Origin of the sequence: Halomonas sp. I5-271120 (assembly GCF_030553075.1) — a bacterium.
Lineage (GTDB): Bacteria > Pseudomonadota > Gammaproteobacteria > Pseudomonadales > Halomonadaceae > Onishia > Onishia taeanensis_A.
Genome location: NZ_CP130701.1, coordinates 87584 through 103190, shown reverse-complemented (window position 1 = coordinate 103190; position 15607 = coordinate 87584). Strand labels below are relative to the sequence as shown.

Genomic DNA, 15607 nt, shown 5'->3' with positions numbered 1-15607 from the left:
CTCACATCCTGAAGACGCCGAAGCGGGTGTCGTCGATCTCGGCATTCATTGCCGCGGCCAGCGCCAGGCCGAGCACGTCGCGGGTCTGCAGCGGGTCGATCACGCCGTCGTCCCACAGCCGGGCGCTGGCGTAGTAGGGGTGGCCCTGGTGCTCGTACTGCTCGCGGGTGGGCGCCTTGAAGGCTTCCTCTTCATCCTTCGTCCACTCGCGGCCCTCGCGCTCGTACTGGTCGCGCTTGACCTGGGCCAGCACGTTGGCGGCCTGCTCGCCGCCCATCACCGAGATGCGGGCGTTGGGCCACATGAACAGCAGGTTCGGGTCATAGGCGCGGCCGCACATGCCGTAGTTGCCGGCGCCGAAGCTGCCGCCGATCAACACGGTGAACTTGGGGACCTGAGCACAGGCCACCGCGGTGACCAGCTTGGCGCCGTGCTTGGCGATGCCTTCCTGCTCGTACTTGGAGCCGACCATGAAGCCGGTGATGTTCTGCAGGAACACCAGCGGGATCTTGCGCTGGGCGCACAGTTCGATGAAGTGGGCGCCCTTGACGGCGCTTTCCGAGAACAGCACGCCGTTGTTGGCGACGATGCCCACCGGGTGGCCGTGGAGGTGGGCGAAGCCGGTGACCAGGGTGTCGCCGTAGTAGCGTTTGAACTCGTCGAAGTCAGAATCGTCGACCAGGCGGCCGATTACCTCGCGCACGTCATAGGGCTTCTTGAGATCGGTGCCGACGATGCCATAGAGCTCGGCGGGGTCGAGCCGCGGCGGGCGTGAGTCCTTGAGTGCGAGCTGGCCGCGCTTCTGCCAGTTCAGCCGCGAGACGGCGCGGCGGGCAATTTGCAGGGCATGGGCGTCGTTGTCGGCATAGTGATCGGCCACGCCGCTGACCTTGCAGTGCACGTCGGCGCCGCCCAGGTCCTCGGCGCTGATGGTTTCGCCGGTGGCCGCCTTCACCAGCGGCGGGCCGCCGAGGAAGATGGTGCCCTGACCCTTGACGATGATCGACTCGTCGGCCATCGCCGGCACATAGGCACCGCCGGCGGTGCAGGAACCCATGACTACCGCTATCTGCGGAATGCCCGCGGCGGAGAGAGTGGCCTGGTTGTAGAAGATGCGCCCGAAGTCGTCATGGTCGGGAAAGACCTCGTCCTGCTCGGGCAGGTAGGCGCCGCCGGAGTCGACGAGATAGAGGCAGGGCAGGCGATGCTTGCGGGCCACTTCCTGGGCGCGCAGGTGCTTCTTGACGGTCAGCGGGTGGTAGGTGCCGCCCTTGACGGTGGCGTCGTTGGCAACGATCACGCACTCGACGCCACTGACCCGGCCGATGCCGGTGATCACGCCCGCGGCGGGCAGCGGGGTGTCGTAGACGTCATAGGCGGCCAGCGCCGAGAGCTCGAGAAAGGGCGAGCCCTCGTCGAGCAGATGATCGATGCGGTCGCGCACGTACAGCTTGCCGCGGGATTCGTGGCGGGCGCGTGCCTTGTCGCCGCCGCCCTGGGCGAGGGTCGCGGTCAGTTCCTTGAGGGAGGCGACCGTGTCGCGCATCGCCGCCTCGTTGGCCTGGAAGACCTCGCTGCGCGGGTTTATCTGGGTATGCAGGATACTCATGGAACGCCGCCCTTACTTGGATTCGTTGAAGATCTCGCGGCCGATCAACATGCGCCTGATCTCGCTGGTGCCGGCGCCGATCTCATAGAGCTTGGCATCGCGTAGCAGGCGCCCGGTGGGATATTCGTTGATGTAGCCGTTGCCGCCGAGCAGCTGGATGGCATCCAGCGCCACCTGGGTGGCCTTCTCGGCGCAGTAAAGAATCACCCCGGCGGAGTCCTTGCGTGAGGTCTGGCCGCGGTCGCAGCCGGCGGCCACCGCATACAGGTAGGCCCGGCAGGCACTGAGGGTGGTGTACATGTCGGCGATCTTGCCCTGCACGAGCTGGAACTCGCCGATCGCCTGATCGAACTGCTTGCGCTCGTGCACGTAGGGCACCACCACATCGAGGGCCGCCTGCATGATGCCGATGGGGCCGGCGGCGAGCACGGTGCGTTCATAATCCAGCCCGCTCATCAGCACCTTGACGCCACGGCCTTCCTCACCCAGCACGTTCTCGGCCGGCACGCGGCAGTCCTGGAACACCAGTTCGCAGGTGTTGGAGCCGCGCATGCCGAGCTTGTCGAGCTTCTGGGCGGTCGAGAAACCGGGGAAGTCCTTCTCGATGATGAAGGCGGTGATGCCCTTGGAACCGGCCGCCGGGTCGGTCTTGGCGTAGACCACCAGCACGTGGGCGTCGGGGCCGTTGGTGATCCACATCTTGTTGCCGTTGAGCACGTAGTGGTCGCCGTCGCGGCGGGCGCGCAGCTTCATCGACACCACATCCGATCCTGCACCCGGCTCGGACATGGCCAGTGCGCCGACGTGCTCGCCGCTGATCAGCTTGGGCAGATACTTGGCCTTCTGCTCGGCATTGCCGTTGATCTTCAACTGGTTGACGCAGAGGTTGGAGTGGGCGCCGTAGGACAGCCCGACCGAGGCGCTGGCCCGGGAAATTTCTTCCACGGCGATACAGTGCGCCAGATAGCCCATGCCGCTACCACCGTCTTCTTCTGACACGGTGATGCCGAGAAGGCCCATGTCGCCGAACTTCTGCCACAGGTCGTTGGGGAATTCGTTTTTCTCATCGATCTCGGCGGCGCGTGGGGCGATCTCGTCGCGGGCGAAGGCGTTCACCTGATCGCGCAGCATGACCATCGTCTCATCGAGGCCGAAGTCGAGGGGCTGATAGGGGGTATGCATGGCGTGGCTCCCGGGCAGGTGGTTGGCAGGCGGCGGCGACAAAGATCGAAGGCCACCGCGCGGCGCTTGGTTGGATATCGCGTGTCGATTGATATGACTAGCCTAGGACTGGTTGACGTTAACGTAAAGTGAAGGTTGCGGCGGGTAGACCAAGGTTGCAGCCCGAGACCCTGCAACGACATCGGGCGCCTCGCAGGGCGCCCGATAATGGGTGTTTCAAATATTGTCGTGTCAGGCCTTGAGCCGGACCTTTAGCCAGCCTTTACCCGGTTGCCACGTAAAGGCGTTGGCCATCAGGAGCCGTCGGCGTTGGGGAAGAACAGCTGCTGGCCATCGACGCGGTAATCGGCGATTGCTTCCTGGCCGTTTTGCGACAGCAGCCAGTCATGCCACTGCTTGGCCAGGTCGTGCTTGAGGTCCGGGAAGCGTTCCTCGCTGATCAGGATGCTGCCGTACTGGTTGAAAAGGGCGTCGTCGCCTTCGAAGACGATGGCCAGGTTCTGCGGGTTCTTGAAGGCCACCCAGGTGGCGCGGTCGGACATCACATAGGCGTCCATGCCGGCGGCGGTGTTGAGGGTTGGCCCCATGCCGCTGCCCAGCTCCCGATACCATTCACCGCTCGGCTGGATGTCGGCGGCGTCCCACAGGCGAAGCTCGGCGCGGTTGGTGCCGCTGTCATCGCCGCGTGAGGCGAAGGGCGCCTCGGCGTCGGCGATGCGGGTCAGGGCTTCCTCGACGTCTTTAGCACCGCGCACGCCGGCGGGGTCGCTGTCCGGGCCCAGGATCACGAAGTCGTTGTACATGACGTTCTGGCGTTCGCTGCCATAGCCCTCGGCGACGAAGCGTTTTTCGCCGGCGGTGTCATGCACCAGCAGGCTGTCGGCATCGCCACGGCGAGCGATCTCGAAGGCCTGGCCGGTACCTACCGCGACCACGTGCACGTCGATGCCGCTGTCTTCCTTGAACTTGGGCAGGATCGAGCCGAACAGCCCCGACTGCTCGGTGGATGTGGTCGACGCCAGGGTGATGAAGGGGGCGTCGTCCTGGGCCAGTGCGGCAGCAGAGAGGGTGCTGCCGATCAGGCCGAGGGCGGCGAGGCTGAGGATCCGATAGCGCATACGAGCTTTCCTTATAGTAATGGCGTTAGGTGTGGCTTGAGCGACGCGAGTCACCACACCAGTTCTCCTTTCACGAAGGCTCGGGCCTCCGCGCTGCGGGGAGCCGAGAAGAAGGTCTCGGCCTTGCTGTGCTCGACCAGTCGGCCGTTACACAGAAAGATCACCTCATCGGCCAGGCGGCGAGCCTGGTGAAGGTCGTGGCTGGTCATGACGATGCGCGTGCCGCGACGGTGGAAGTCCGCGATGGCATCTTCCACCGCCTTGATGGCGGCGGGGTCCAGCGCCGCGGTGGGCTCATCCAGGAACAGCACTTCGGGATTGATCAGCCAGGCTCGGGCCAGGGCCAGGCGCTGCTGTTCGCCTCCGGACAGCACTCTCGCCGGGCGTTTGGCGAGGGCGGCAAGACCGAAGTGCTCCAGTGCCTCGTGGGCGAGGGCGCGACGCTTGGCCCGCGGCACGGCGTTGATCTTCAGGGTGTAGGTCAGGTTGGCCAGCGCCGAGCGACGCAGCAGCACCGGGCGCTGGAATACCATGGCCTGGCGTGGCAGTCCGCCCGGCCATCGCACCTGGCCGCGGCTGGGTTGCAGCAGGCCGTGGGCCAGGCGCATCAAGAGACTCTTGCCGGCCCCGTTGGGGCCCATGATCAGAGTCTTGCCGGTGGTCGAGAGCGTGAGGGTCACGTCCTCGAGCAGGGTTTGGCCGCGATGCTCGAAGCTCACTGCGTCAAGCGTCAGGCTGGCGGATGCCTCCTGGATGCCCATTGCCATGCTCATGTCGGTCATCCCAGTCGTCTCCTGGAGGTTTCACCGATGACGTAGGCGGCGCCGTTGACCAGCGCCACCAGACTCAGCAGCACGATCCCCAGTCCCAGTGCCAGCGGCAGGTTGCCCTTGCTGGTCTCGAGGGCGATGGCGGTGGTCATCACTCGGGTCACCCCATCGATGTTGCCGCCGACGATCAACACTGCGCCGACCTCGGCGCTGGCTCGGCCGAAACCGGCCAGCACCACGGTAATCAGGCCGAAGCGGGCATCCCACAACAGGGTGGGGATGGCGCGGGCTCGGCTCAGGCCGAAGGAAGAAAGCTGCTCCCGGTACTCGCCCCAAAGCTCCTCGACCAGTTGGCGGGCCAGGGCGGCGATGATCGGCAGCACTAGCACCACCTGGGCGATGATCATGGCGCTTGGGGTGAACAGCAGCCCCAGCTCTCCGAGCGGGCCGGCCCGTGACAGCAGCAGGTAAACGCCGAGCCCGGCCACTACCGGGGGCAGGCCCATGAGCGCATTGAGGGCCACGATCACCACCCCGCGGCCAGGCAGGCGCCAGAGTGCCAGGGCGGCCCCCAGGGGCAGGCCGATCAATGCGGCGGTCAGCACCGCACTCAGCGACACACGCAGCGACAGGACGACGATGTCTACCAGCGCCGGGTCCATGTCGATGACCAGCGCCAGGGCCGTATGCAAGGCACTGTCGCTGTGCAGCGCGCTGGCTGTCATCCCGCTGGTCGACATGGCAATCTCCTGATAATGCTTGCAGCATGTGGTTTAAACATCTTAAGTGCATCCTATACTGAAAAATATGCAGCGAAAGATCTATAAACGACAAGAGTGAACGACGCGGATATCCCCCATGCTCAGAGATGACTCACCACCGATGCATCGCCATGCCTACCTGACCACTGCCGAGGCGGCCGACTACCTGCGGCTCAAGGAGCGCAAGGTCTACGATCTGGTACGCCAGGGTGAGATTCCCTGCACCAAGGTGACCGGCAAGCTGCTTTTTCCCCGTCAGAGCATTGATCTGTGGCTGATGAGTCATCTGGAGGGCGGTCAGCCCGGGCAGCGGCCGGTGCCACGGGTGTTGGCCGGCAGTCAGGACCCGCTGCTCGAGTGGAGCCTGCGCGAAAGCGGCTCGGAGCTGGCGATGCTCTGCCAGGGCAGCGGCGATGGGGTGCGCCGGCTGCTGGATGGCGATGCCCTGTTGGCAGGCGTGCATGTGATCGACGATGCGGGCGGCTATAACCATCCCGAGTCGCTGGGTCTTGGCGGTGTGCGTGATCTGGTGATGATCCGCTGGGCACGACGTCGCCAGGGATTGATGCTGCCGCCGGGCAACCCGAGGGGGATTCACTCGTTGGCCGCACTGGCAAAAAGCGACGGGGAGGGTGCGCCGCGGGTAGCGAGGCGTCAGCCCGGCGCTGGGGCCGACCGGCTATTGCGCTTTCTGCTGAAACGCCATGATCTTGCGCTTGAAGACCTGCGGCTGGCGCCCGACACGATGCTCAGCGAAGACGATCTGGCGCTGGCGGTGCATCAGGGGCAGGCCGACGTGGGGCTGGGCGTCGAAGCAGCGGCGCATCGTCATGGGCTCGACTTCGTGCCGCTGCAGCAGGAATGCTTCGATCTGGCCATGCGCCGTCGCAGTTATTTCGAGCGTCCGGTGCAGCACCTGCTGGCCTTCGCCCATGAGGCGAGGTTCGCAGAGCGCGCCGCGCTGATGCAGGGCTACGACCTCACCGGGCTCGGCGAGGTCGTTTATAACGCCTGAGGTGGCGTCGGCAGTCATTGGCTTAGCGATCGTCGAACGAGACCTGACCGCGGGCCCGAGCTTCCTGAGGAAGCAGGGCGGCATAGAGGGCGGCATTGATCGGCGTCTCGACACCGGCCGCCTTGCCCAGGCGTACCACGGCGCCGTTCTGCGACTCGAGCTCCGAGGGCAGGCCGTCCATGATGTCGCGCTGCATCGAGGCGGTGCTGTTCTCGGGGAGGGTGTCGATAAACTTGAGCGCCTTCGCCACCGCATCCTCGGGCAGCGCCACACCGCGGGCTCGGCCGACCGCCGTGATCTCTTCCATGACCTCTTCGAGCAGCCGGCGACTCTCCGGCAACTGGCGGCTGACGCCCATCGGCGCCCGGGTCACGGCGCCGACACCACTCATGGCGCAGATGAACAGGAACTTGCTCCACACCGCGACCTGAATGTCGTCCGGTATTTCGGCGGTGACTCCAGAGGCCTTGTCGAAGGCCGCCTTCACGCGCTGGGTGCGCTCGCTCTGGCGATTGTCGGCCTCACCGAAGCGCACGAACGGCTCGACGCCTGCATGGCGAATCACCCCCGGCGCCTCGCGGTAGGCGAGGATGCCGCAAAGCCCGCGCAGCACCTTATCGTGCCCCACGGCTTCACCTAGCACGTCGGTGGCCTCCACGCCGTTCTCAAGCGGAAGCACCAGGGTCTCGGGGCCGATCAGCGGTGCCATCGCCCTGGCGATCTCTTCGACCTGCCAGGCTTTTACCGCCACGATCACCACATCTACCACGCCAATGGTCGCCGGATCGTCGCTGGCCAGTGCCTTGTCGAGATGGAGGTCGCCGTTGATGCTCCTGACCGTCAGGCCGTCGCGCTGGATCGTCGCTAGGTGATCCCCACGGGCGATGAAGGTGACGTCTTCACCGGCGTCGGCAAGACGGGCGCCAAAATAGCCGCCCACGCCGCCGCTTCCATAGATGGCAAATCGCATGCTGAGTCCTCAATGAGTCGATGGGGCGATGAATCGATCGATAGGATCGGGCTCGCCAAGGTGTACCTGCATGATGCCTGGCCTGTCCAGCGAGAGCAGGGCGGAATCGTCGACTGTCTCACTTATGCGACATTTGGGGGCGCGAGATAGGGCTTATAAACTTGGGTCACTGAGCTTTTTACCCTATTTTCCTGATCTTTCGGGAAGGAGTCGGACATGAAATTGACCACCTTCGCTCTCACGGCCTTGATTGCCGCCCTTATGCTGGCCGGTTGCAGTTATCAACCCGCGCGCATCAACCCGGAACCGATCATCGAGATCGGCGATGGCGGCCACCATGATGGACACAGTGGCGGTGGCGGTTTCTGTCCGCCCGGCCAGGCCAAGAAGGGCCGCTGCTGAGACCTAAGCTTGGTGTTATGGGCAGGCTGGCGTAGGCTTATAACGATTCGTTGATACTGGAACGCTGCCTGCGCCATGTCTTTCTTCAGCCTGAAAACCTGTACGCTGATTGAGCAACCGGTCGCCCATGAACATGGCTTTCATCAGCTGATTCTGGCGACGTCGGGCGTCACCGAGCTGAGTATCGAGGGGCGTGGCGAGCGCGTCACCCGCGAGCGCGGCTGCCTGATTCCTTCCACCTATCATCACGAGTACCTGGGCGACGGGCGCAACCGTACCCTGGTGCTCGATGTGCCCCTCGCGCATTTGCCAAGGTTAAGCTGCGGCGATGAGGTGCAGCGGCTCTTCGAGTCGCCACGCTTCTTTTCCGTGACCCCGCGGTTGCAGTCTCTGGCCCAGACCCTGATGGGCGAAGTCGAGGCCTCGCCGACCTTGCAGAGCGAAATTGCCACGCTGATCCTGCGGGCCATCTATCTGAGTCTGCATGAGCGTGCACTCCCCAAAACGCCGACATCGCCCGCGCGCTCGCCCTATCGTGAACGTCTCGATCTGGCTCGCGTCGAGGCCTACATCGATCGTCATCTGGCCGAGGCCATCCATGTCGATGACCTTGCCGGCCTTTGCGCCCTGAGTCCCGGCCATTTTCATGCCTGCTTTCGTGAGGCCACAGGTGAGACCCCGCTTCACTTCGTGCAGCGCCGCCGGCTCGCGCTGGCGCAGACCCTTCTTCAGGAAAGCGACTTCACCCTAGGGCAGATCGCCGAGCGCATCGGCTTTTGCGATCAGGGCAGTTTTTCCCGCGCCTACCGTCGCACCTTCCAGCACACGCCCAGTGAGTACCGCCGCCTCGCTCGGTGATTCCTTCGCTGTTTTCCTTCCACCGTGAGTGGCTTTCCTTTCCCTTGCTAGCTTGGGCACTTGGCAATATCTGAGTGTCGGGCAAATCTTTCCGATGATTGGGCAAGCAAGGCGTTCCTTTCCGACATAGGCTGAAGGCAGGAATCGCGCGGCGGTCGCCAAGGCCTGATCGTTTTACCAGAAGGTGTGCGATTCACTTTCCCCAACAACCACAACACATGGAAAGAGACGACTTATGCCTACCCTACGCTTGCCAAAGACGCTTGCATTGGCCGCGCTGCCACTGGCGATGGCCGCCAGTCAGGCCCAGGCTCAATCCTACGAGATGGTGATTGCCACTCAGATACCTGAGAACATGAGCAATAACGCTATCTACCCGGCGCTGGTGCACTTCAAGGACCTGGTCGAGACCCGCACCGACGGCGATCTCACCGTGTCGATCTTCGGCGGTGGCCAGCTTGGCTCCGAGGTCGAGAACGGTTCCGAGGTGCAGGCAGGCGGCCGCACCCTGCAGTCGACCATCATGTCTTCCGGCGCCATGTCTTCCTTCTACGGTGACTATCAGCTGGTCACCGCGCCCTTCCTGTTTTCTAACTGGCGCCAGGCCTGGGCCTTCTTCGATGGCCCCTGGTTCGCCGACTTCATGAAGGGCACCGTCGAAGCAGCTGACATGCGCTATCTCGGCACCTTCGATGACGGCGGCGGCTTCGTGGCCTTCACCAATAACAAGCGCCTGATCAAGACCGTCGAAGACCTGGACGGCATGAATATCCGCACCGAGGAAAACCCGGCCCACGTGGCGATCATGCAGTCGCTGGGCGCATCGGCAACGCCGCTGCCCTGGGGCGAGCTGATCACGGCGCTGGAAACCGGTCTCGCCGATGGCCAGTTCAACGCGCCGGTACTCAATACCACCTTCAACTTCGATGCCGTCACCGACTACACCACCCTGACTGGCCATGTGTACAACAGCGCGCCCTGGGTGGTCAGCGAGAGCTGGTTCCAGGAACTGCCGGAGGCCTACCAGCAGGCGGTCGTGACCTCCGCCCGCGAGGCCATCACCATGAGCCACGGCATGTCCGGGGCGCTGGCCACGGCCAGCTGGCAGGAATCCTGCGAGCGCTTCAAGGAGTGCTACATCATGCCCACCCCCGAGCGTGAGCGGATGGCCGAGATTGCCCGGCCGGCCTGGCAGAACTGGATCGTCAACGATTACGGCATGGACAAGTCGCTGGTCGACGAGATGCTCGGTGAGGTCGCGCGGGTCGGCGACGAAGTCGCCGAGCAGGATATTTCCCGCTACGGCCAGTAAGGCTGGCCTAACCGCTGCAGACAGGCAGCCATCGGCTGCCTGTCTGCCGTTTGACCCTGTGCGGGATCTTTAGACGCTCTGTCGGGCTATCTCAGGAGCCACGTCGATGGCGATACTCGAACCCCTGCGCCGTGTCAGTGAAGCCGTCAACCGGATGGCCATCGTGGTCTGCGTGGCCTGTATCCTGTTGATGCTGGGCATCTCTTTCACGGCCTTTCTTTACAAGTTGGCAACCGGCTCGACCCTGAGCTGGACCTATTCCCTGGCGCGCCTGTTTCTGCCCTGGATCGGCTTTTTGTCGATGACCATTTCGCTGCGCTACGGCGAGCATGTGGCCATGACCCTGCTGGTCAGGAGCCTGCCAAGGGTGCTGCTGAAAGCGGCCGCCGTGATTTGCCTTGCCGTCATCGCGCTCTTCGCGCTGATGCTGGTCTGGTACGGCTGGGACTTCTTTCTCAACGCCACCCAGATGTACATGGTCTCGGACAATATCCAGATATCAAACCGCTTCACGGCGATCGTGGTGCCGCTTTCGGGGCTGATCATCCTTCTGCACCTGGTGCATGGCTTCGATCTGCTGGAGCACTTCATCGACGACCAATCGTTCATCGACGAGCTGATCGAGACCACCGATAGCGACTCGTCTGCCCACCATCGCGATGCGGAGACTCCCTCATGACCCCTGCCATTCTGATGTTCGTGGTGCTGTTGCTGATCGGCGCCCCGGTAGCGGTGGTGATGGCCATGTCGGGCCTCGCCGGCGGCTTTGCCCTCGGCGGTGAACGCATGCTGGGCATCATCGCCGACCGCATGTTCTCAGGCGTTTCCGGCTTTCTGTTGATCGCCGTGCCGTATTTCATCTTTACCGCCGAGCTGATGAACCAAGGCGGCCTGACCCATAAGCTGATTGCCTTCAATAATGCGCTCTTCGGCCGTGTTCGCGGGGCGCTTTCGCATGTCAACGTCACCGTGTCGGTGTTTTTTGCCGGCCTGACCGGGGCGGCCATCACCGATACCGTGGCGATCGGCAAGATCATGATCCCGGAGATGAAGGCCCAGGGCTATGACGCCGAGTATGCCGCGGCGATTACCGCCTGTTCGTCGATCATCGGCCCGATTATCCCGCCAAGCGTGGTGATGGTGGTGTACGCCACGCTGCTGCGGGATATCTCGGTGATTGACCTGTTCGCCGGCGGGATCATCCCGGGCATCCTGCTGGCCGCGGCCCTGCTGGTCACCAGCATGATCCTGGCCTGGAAACGTGACTACCCGAAGCAGGCGCCGACGCCGTTCAAGGCAGCGATCTTTGCCTTCCTGGCCGCGCTGCCGGCGCTGGTGGTACCGCTGATCATTCTCGGTGGCATTCTCTCGGGGATGACGACCATCACCGAGGCATCGGGATTCGCGGCGGTCTACGCGATCCTGATTGGAGCGCTGGTCTATCGCAGCCTGACGCTTTCCAAGATCTGGCACGCGCTGGTGGTCACGGTGCGCTTCTCCGGGGTGGTGTTCTTCTTGCTGGCGACGTCGGCGGTGCTCGGCTGGTTCGTGACTCGCTCGGGGGTTGCTCGGGACGCCGCCTCGATCATCACCACCTTCAGTGATGTCGCCTTTGTGCAGCTGATGATGGTCTGTCTGCTGCTGATCATCATCGGTACGGTGATGGACGTGCTGCCGGCACTGGTGGTGGTGGCGCCGGTGATAGTGCCGGCGATGATTCAGCTTGGCTTCGATCCGCTGCACTTCGCGATCCTGATGATCGTGGTGCTGAATATCTCCAACGTGACGCCGCCGGTGGGGATGACGCTGATGACGGCGGCACGCATCGCCGAGGTGCCCTACGAGCGGGCCATCATCGCCTCACTGCCGTTCTATTTTTCCTTCCTGGCCGTCATTGTGCTGCTAGCCGCTTTCCCGGCGCTGTCGACCTGGATTCCTAGTCTTCTCGATTAAACCTTCTCGATTGAGCCTTCTGGACTTAGCCTGATGAAACTCTTCTATTCCGCCGCCCAGGATAGCCATGCCCCCGAGACCTTTCTGCTGCGGGGCCAACCGGCCCCGTCGCCGGAGCGCCCCGAACGGGCCGTGCGCCTCGCTGACGCTATTGGTGAACTGGGCCTGACCCTCAATGCTCCCGCAGAGGTGGATTCGCCGCGCCTGCGGGAGCGCCTGGCACGCATTCATACCCCGCGTTATCTCACCTTTCTGGAGACCATCCATGCCCGCTGGCAGGCAATGCCGGGGGCATCAGCCCTAGTAGCGCCCAACGTGCACCCCTGTGGCGGCGGACATCATTATCCTAGCCACCCCGTGGGCCAGGCCGGTTGGCACCTGCATGACATGGCTTGCCCGATCGGCGCCGACAGCTTCGCCGGCATCCTGGCCAGCGCTGCTAGTGCCGAAGCCGCGGCGATGAGCGTGTGCGAAGGCGAGCCAAGTGCCTATGCGCTGTGCCGGCCGCCGGGGCATCACGCCGGGCCGGAGCGGGCCGGCGGCTTCTGCTTTCTCAATAACTCGGCGCTGGCGGCCACCATTCTGCGCGAGCAACACGATCGGGTGGCCATCGTCGATGTCGACCTTCACCACGGCAACGGCACCCAGGATATCTTCTATGCTCGTGGCGATGTCTGGACCGGGTCGGTGCATGCCGATACCGATGCGTTCTATCCGTTCTTCTGGGGTGGCGCCGACGAGACCGGCAGCGGTGAAGGGCAGGGGGCCAACGTCAATTTTCCGTTGCCATTGGGCAGTGATGGCAAGGTCTTTCTCGATGCCGTGGAGACCCTGCTTCAGCGCCTCGACGACTTCGCACCAGAGGCGGTGGTGGTCGCGCTGGGTCTCGACGCCCACAAGGATGATCCGCTTGCCGGGCTTTCGCTCGAGACCGAGGATTTTCGCAGCATCGGCGCTCGCCTGGGCCAGCTTTGCGTGCCGATGGTACTGATTCAGGAAGGCGGCTATCCGACCGCTGCCCTGGGCGCCAATCTATCTGCCTTTCTCGAGGGCTTTCTCAAGCGCTAGTTCAAGGGCTTTCTCAAGGGCTTTCGCGGCGACTAATGACGCTTCGTATGCTTCTTGCGCTCATTGATTCATATTTGACGGCTTCAACAGGCCGTCCATTCACCAGAGGAAAATCTTATGACCGTTACCTACCAAGACAGCAATGCCCGCATGAGCCAGGTCGCCGTGCATAATCAAACCGTCTACCTGGCCGGCCAGGTACCCCACGATACAAGCGCCGACATGAAGGGCCAGACCGAGCAGGTGCTGGCAAGCGTCGATAGCCTGCTTAAGCAGGCTGGTACCTCCAAGGAGCACCTGATCTCGGCGCAGATCTGGGTGACCAGCATGGAGGAGTTCGCGGCGATGAACGAAGCCTGGGACGCCTGGGTCGTGCCCGGTCGTCCGCCGGTGCGTGCAGCGGTGGAGGCCAAGCTGGCCAAGCCCGAGTGGAAGGTCGAGATCATGGTCGTGGCGGCGCTGCCGGGAGCCTGATATGCGGATGATTACCAGTGATGAGGTCGCTCAGGGCCTGCCCTGGGGCGCGCTGATTCAGCGTCTGGGCAAGGTCTTTCGCGAGGGCGTTGAGGCACCGCCACGCCACCATCACTCCATGCACCGCCCGGACGGTGAGGCGACCATGCTGCTGATGCCGGCCTGGGAGCCGGCTGGGTATATCGGCGTTAAGATGGTCAACGTCTTTCCGCAGAACGCCGATCAGGGACTGCCGGCGATTGCCGGCGTCTATTTCCTCAGTGAGGGGCAGCACGGGCAGCCGCTGGCTTGCCTGGAAGGCAGCGAGCTGACGCGCCGACGCACTGCCGCGGCCTCGGCGTTAGCGGCCGGGGAACTGGCCCGGGAAGACGCCGAAACGCTGGTGATCGTTGGTACCGGCAAACTGGCGCCGATGCTGATCGAAGCCCATGCGGCGGTCCGCCCGATAAAAAGGGTCAAGATCTGGGGGCGTAAGCTCGCCAAGGCCGAGCAGCTGGCCCGTGCCTATGCTGATCGCTTCGCGACCGAGGCGGTCGAGGACCTGGAGGCGGCGGTCGGCGAGGCGGACATTGTCAGCTGCGCGACTCTATCGACTCAGGCACTGGTAAAGGGCGCCTGGCTCAAGCCCGGTGCCCATCTGGATTTGGTAGGTGCCTTTCGTCACAGCATGCGCGAAAGTGACGGCGACTGCTTTCGGCGCGGCGAGGTATTCGTGGATACCTATGCCGGCGCCCAGGGCGAGGCCGGCGACGTGCATCAGGCGATCGAGGAAGGGGCCTTTGCCTTCAATGAGATTCGCGCCGATCTGGCCGAACTGTTGCGCGGCGAGCGCAGCGGGCGCTCTAGTGACGAGGCCATTACTGTCTTTAAGTCGGTGGGCGCCTCGCTCGAGGACCTGGCTGCCGCCATCGAGGTCTGGGAGCAGCTAGAGGGGGCGGCATGAGCATCGCCAACTCGAGCCGCCCGCAGGGGCGGACCGGCTTTTTCTGGCACGAGCGCTGCTTCTGGCATGACCCGGGGGCGATCGGCGTCTTTTCTTCCCCCGGTGAATTCCTGCAGCCACAGCCGGCCTCGGAAAGTCCGGAGAGCAAGCGGCGGCTCAAGAATCTGCTGGAGGTCTCGGGGCTGATCGACGAGCTTGAGGTGGAAAAGCCCACGCCTGCCAGTCGCGAAGATCTCGAGCATTTTCACACCTCGGCCTATCTTGATGCCCTGACGGCGGGAGAGCAGGCCGGCGGCGGTGATGCCGGAGATTGTGCACCCTTTCGCCCGGGCAGCGTGGCGGCCGCCTACCAGTCCGCAGGGCTCGCGATGGCCGCTGTCGAGGCGGTTGCCTGCGGGCGAGTTAACAATGCCTATGCGCTGTGTCGGCCGCCGGGCCATCACGCCGAGGCGGATCGCGGTCGCGGGTTCTGCCTGCTCGGCAACATTCCCGTGGCGGTGAAACGGGCTCGCGCCATGGGGCAGGTCGGACGGGTGGCGATCCTCGATTGGGACGTGCATCACGGCAACGGCCAGCAGGACGCCTTCTATGACGATTCCGAGGTGTTCACGGTCTCGATCCATCAGGCCGGCAATTTTCCGCTGGATAGCGGCTTCATTGAGGAGCGTGGGCGCGGGGCCGGTCAGGGTGCCAATCTCAACCTGCCGATGCCGCCGGGTGCTGGGATCGGTGCCTATCGCTATGCATTCGAGCAATTGATCGTGCCGGCCCTGGAGGCCTTTGCGCCCGAGATGATTGTGATCGCCTGCGGATATGACGCCTGCGCCAAGGATCCGCTAGGCAAGATGCTGCTCAACAGCAGCGCCTTTGCCGAGATGACATCGCATATCAAGGCGCTGGCAGAGCGCGTCTGCGAGGGGCGCCTGGTGATGATTCACGAAGGCGGCTACAGCGAGGGCTACGTGCCGCTGTGCGGTCATGCAGTGATCGCGACCCTTTCCGGCAGCGAGATTCATGTGCCCGACCCGCAGGATGACGAGATCGCCGCCTGGGCATACCAGGACCTGCAGCCACACCAGCGCGAACTGATCGACGGCTGGGCGCGCGACTGGCGAGATGCTTGATCAAACAACGATTTTTTCGATAGCAGATCCACGGTCCTAAATTCCTGT

General features: G+C 63.8%; 16 protein-coding genes. 10 read left to right on the top strand and 6 right to left on the bottom strand.

The window, feature by feature from the left end:
• Window position 1: 1 nt before the first annotated feature.
• The 5 genes from Q2K57_RS00495 to Q2K57_RS00475 all read right to left on the bottom strand — a co-directional run bounded on the left by Q2K57_RS00495 (window position 2) and on the right by Q2K57_RS00475 (window position 5419).
• Window positions 2-1609, bottom strand: coding sequence for a carboxyl transferase domain-containing protein (locus Q2K57_RS00495; RefSeq protein ID WP_112054901.1), 1608 nt, complete (start codon window positions 1607-1609; stop codon window positions 2-4).
• Window positions 1610-1621: 12 nt separating this feature from the next.
• The gene (locus tag Q2K57_RS00490) at window positions 1622-2791 is read right to left on the bottom strand and encodes an isovaleryl-CoA dehydrogenase (protein ID WP_112054900.1); all 1170 of its coding nucleotides are present in this window, start codon (window positions 2789-2791) and stop codon (window positions 1622-1624) included.
• 293 nt (window positions 2792-3084) lie between these two features.
• Window positions 3085-3909, bottom strand: coding sequence for a substrate-binding domain-containing protein (locus tag Q2K57_RS00485; RefSeq protein WP_112054899.1), 825 nt, complete (start codon window positions 3907-3909; stop codon window positions 3085-3087).
• A 50-nt stretch (window positions 3910-3959) separates the two neighbouring features.
• A complete protein-coding gene (locus Q2K57_RS00480; protein WP_258396204.1) occupies window positions 3960-4691 on the bottom strand; it encodes an ATP-binding cassette domain-containing protein in 732 nt (243 codons plus the stop codon).
• A complete protein-coding gene (locus tag Q2K57_RS00475) occupies window positions 4688-5419 on the bottom strand; it encodes an ABC transporter permease (RefSeq protein ID WP_258396201.1) in 732 nt (243 codons plus the stop codon). The genes Q2K57_RS00480 and Q2K57_RS00475 overlap by 4 nt, the downstream gene beginning before the upstream one ends.
• Before the next feature lie 118 nt (window positions 5420-5537).
• Between Q2K57_RS00475 and Q2K57_RS00470 the strand changes: the two genes are divergently transcribed.
• Window positions 5538-6455: a helix-turn-helix transcriptional regulator gene (locus tag Q2K57_RS00470; RefSeq protein WP_258396197.1), complete on the top strand. Its 918-nt coding sequence runs from the start codon at window positions 5538-5540 to the stop codon at window positions 6453-6455.
• Between the two features lie 22 nt (window positions 6456-6477).
• On the opposite strand, the gene Q2K57_RS00465 is transcribed toward Q2K57_RS00470, so the two are convergent.
• Window positions 6478-7425: a 2-dehydropantoate 2-reductase gene (locus Q2K57_RS00465; protein ID WP_112054897.1), complete on the bottom strand. Its 948-nt coding sequence runs from the start codon at window positions 7423-7425 to the stop codon at window positions 6478-6480.
• 216 nt (window positions 7426-7641) lie between these two features.
• On the opposite strand from Q2K57_RS00465, the gene Q2K57_RS00460 reads away from it, so the two are divergent.
• The 9 genes from Q2K57_RS00460 to Q2K57_RS00420 all read left to right on the top strand — a co-directional run bounded on the left by Q2K57_RS00460 (window position 7642) and on the right by Q2K57_RS00420 (window position 15559).
• A complete protein-coding gene (locus Q2K57_RS00460; RefSeq protein ID WP_112054896.1) occupies window positions 7642-7827 on the top strand; it encodes a hypothetical protein in 186 nt (61 codons plus the stop codon).
• 75 nt (window positions 7828-7902) lie between these two features.
• Window positions 7903-8685, top strand: a complete 783-nt coding sequence (locus Q2K57_RS00455; RefSeq protein ID WP_112054895.1) for an AraC family transcriptional regulator — start codon at window positions 7903-7905, stop codon at window positions 8683-8685.
• Window positions 8686-8920: 235 nt separating this feature from the next.
• Entirely contained in the window at window positions 8921-9997 is a 1077-nt protein-coding gene (dctP, locus tag Q2K57_RS00450) for a TRAP transporter substrate-binding protein DctP (RefSeq protein WP_112054894.1), read from the top strand.
• 106 nt (window positions 9998-10103) lie between these two features.
• Complete coding sequence (locus tag Q2K57_RS00445) at window positions 10104-10676, top strand: TRAP transporter small permease (RefSeq protein ID WP_112054893.1); 573 nt, start codon at window positions 10104-10106, stop codon at window positions 10674-10676.
• Entirely contained in the window at window positions 10673-11950 is a 1278-nt protein-coding gene (locus Q2K57_RS00440) for a TRAP transporter large permease (protein ID WP_112054892.1), read from the top strand. Before Q2K57_RS00445 ends, Q2K57_RS00440 begins: the two co-directional genes overlap by 4 nt.
• Before the next feature lie 33 nt (window positions 11951-11983).
• Window positions 11984-13018 (top strand): histone deacetylase family protein, encoded by a 1035-nt coding sequence (locus Q2K57_RS00435; protein WP_112054891.1) that lies wholly within the window; start codon window positions 11984-11986, stop codon window positions 13016-13018.
• A gap of 117 nt (window positions 13019-13135) precedes the next feature.
• Complete coding sequence (locus Q2K57_RS00430; protein WP_112054890.1) at window positions 13136-13492, top strand: RidA family protein; 357 nt, start codon at window positions 13136-13138, stop codon at window positions 13490-13492.
• A gap of 1 nt (window position 13493) precedes the next feature.
• Window positions 13494-14435, top strand: a complete 942-nt coding sequence (locus Q2K57_RS00425) for an ornithine cyclodeaminase family protein (RefSeq protein WP_304525875.1) — start codon at window positions 13494-13496, stop codon at window positions 14433-14435.
• Window positions 14432-15559, top strand: a complete 1128-nt coding sequence (locus tag Q2K57_RS00420) for a class II histone deacetylase (protein WP_112054888.1) — start codon at window positions 14432-14434, stop codon at window positions 15557-15559. Before Q2K57_RS00425 ends, Q2K57_RS00420 begins: the two co-directional genes overlap by 4 nt.
• Window positions 15560-15607: the final 48 nt, after the last annotated feature.

What these genes read in the sequence shown, in the direction of transcription:
- Q2K57_RS00430 (WP_112054890.1), top strand. Translation starts at nt 13,136, where the DNA reads ATGACCGTTACCTACCAAGACAGCAATGCCCGCATGAGCCAGGTCGCC.
- Q2K57_RS00435 (WP_112054891.1), top strand. Translation starts at nt 11,984, where the DNA reads ATGAAACTCTTCTATTCCGCCGCCCAGGATAGCCATGCCCCCGAGACC.
- Q2K57_RS00460 (WP_112054896.1), top strand. Translation starts at nt 7,642, where the DNA reads ATGAAATTGACCACCTTCGCTCTCACGGCCTTGATTGCCGCCCTTATG.
- Q2K57_RS00475 (WP_258396201.1), bottom strand. Translation starts at nt 5,419, where the DNA reads ATGTCGACCAGCGGGATGACAGCCAGCGCGCTGCACAGCGACAGTGCC.
- Q2K57_RS00490 (WP_112054900.1), bottom strand. Translation starts at nt 2,791, where the DNA reads ATGCATACCCCCTATCAGCCCCTCGACTTCGGCCTCGATGAGACGATG.
- Q2K57_RS00470 (WP_258396197.1), top strand. Translation starts at nt 5,538, where the DNA reads ATGCTCAGAGATGACTCACCACCGATGCATCGCCATGCCTACCTGACC.
- Q2K57_RS00495 (WP_112054901.1), bottom strand. Translation starts at nt 1,609, where the DNA reads ATGAGTATCCTGCATACCCAGATAAACCCGCGCAGCGAGGTCTTCCAG.
- Q2K57_RS00465 (WP_112054897.1), bottom strand. Translation starts at nt 7,425, where the DNA reads ATGCGATTTGCCATCTATGGAAGCGGCGGCGTGGGCGGCTATTTTGGC.
- Q2K57_RS00480 (WP_258396204.1), bottom strand. Translation starts at nt 4,691, where the DNA reads ATGACCGACATGAGCATGGCAATGGGCATCCAGGAGGCATCCGCCAGC.
- Q2K57_RS00420 (WP_112054888.1), top strand. Translation starts at nt 14,432, where the DNA reads ATGAGCATCGCCAACTCGAGCCGCCCGCAGGGGCGGACCGGCTTTTTC.
- Q2K57_RS00485 (WP_112054899.1), bottom strand. Translation starts at nt 3,909, where the DNA reads ATGCGCTATCGGATCCTCAGCCTCGCCGCCCTCGGCCTGATCGGCAGC.
- Q2K57_RS00455 (WP_112054895.1), top strand. Translation starts at nt 7,903, where the DNA reads ATGTCTTTCTTCAGCCTGAAAACCTGTACGCTGATTGAGCAACCGGTC.
- dctP (WP_112054894.1), top strand. Translation starts at nt 8,921, where the DNA reads ATGCCTACCCTACGCTTGCCAAAGACGCTTGCATTGGCCGCGCTGCCA.
- Q2K57_RS00425 (WP_304525875.1), top strand. Translation starts at nt 13,494, where the DNA reads ATGCGGATGATTACCAGTGATGAGGTCGCTCAGGGCCTGCCCTGGGGC.
- Q2K57_RS00440 (WP_112054892.1), top strand. Translation starts at nt 10,673, where the DNA reads ATGACCCCTGCCATTCTGATGTTCGTGGTGCTGTTGCTGATCGGCGCC.
- Q2K57_RS00445 (WP_112054893.1), top strand. Translation starts at nt 10,104, where the DNA reads ATGGCGATACTCGAACCCCTGCGCCGTGTCAGTGAAGCCGTCAACCGG.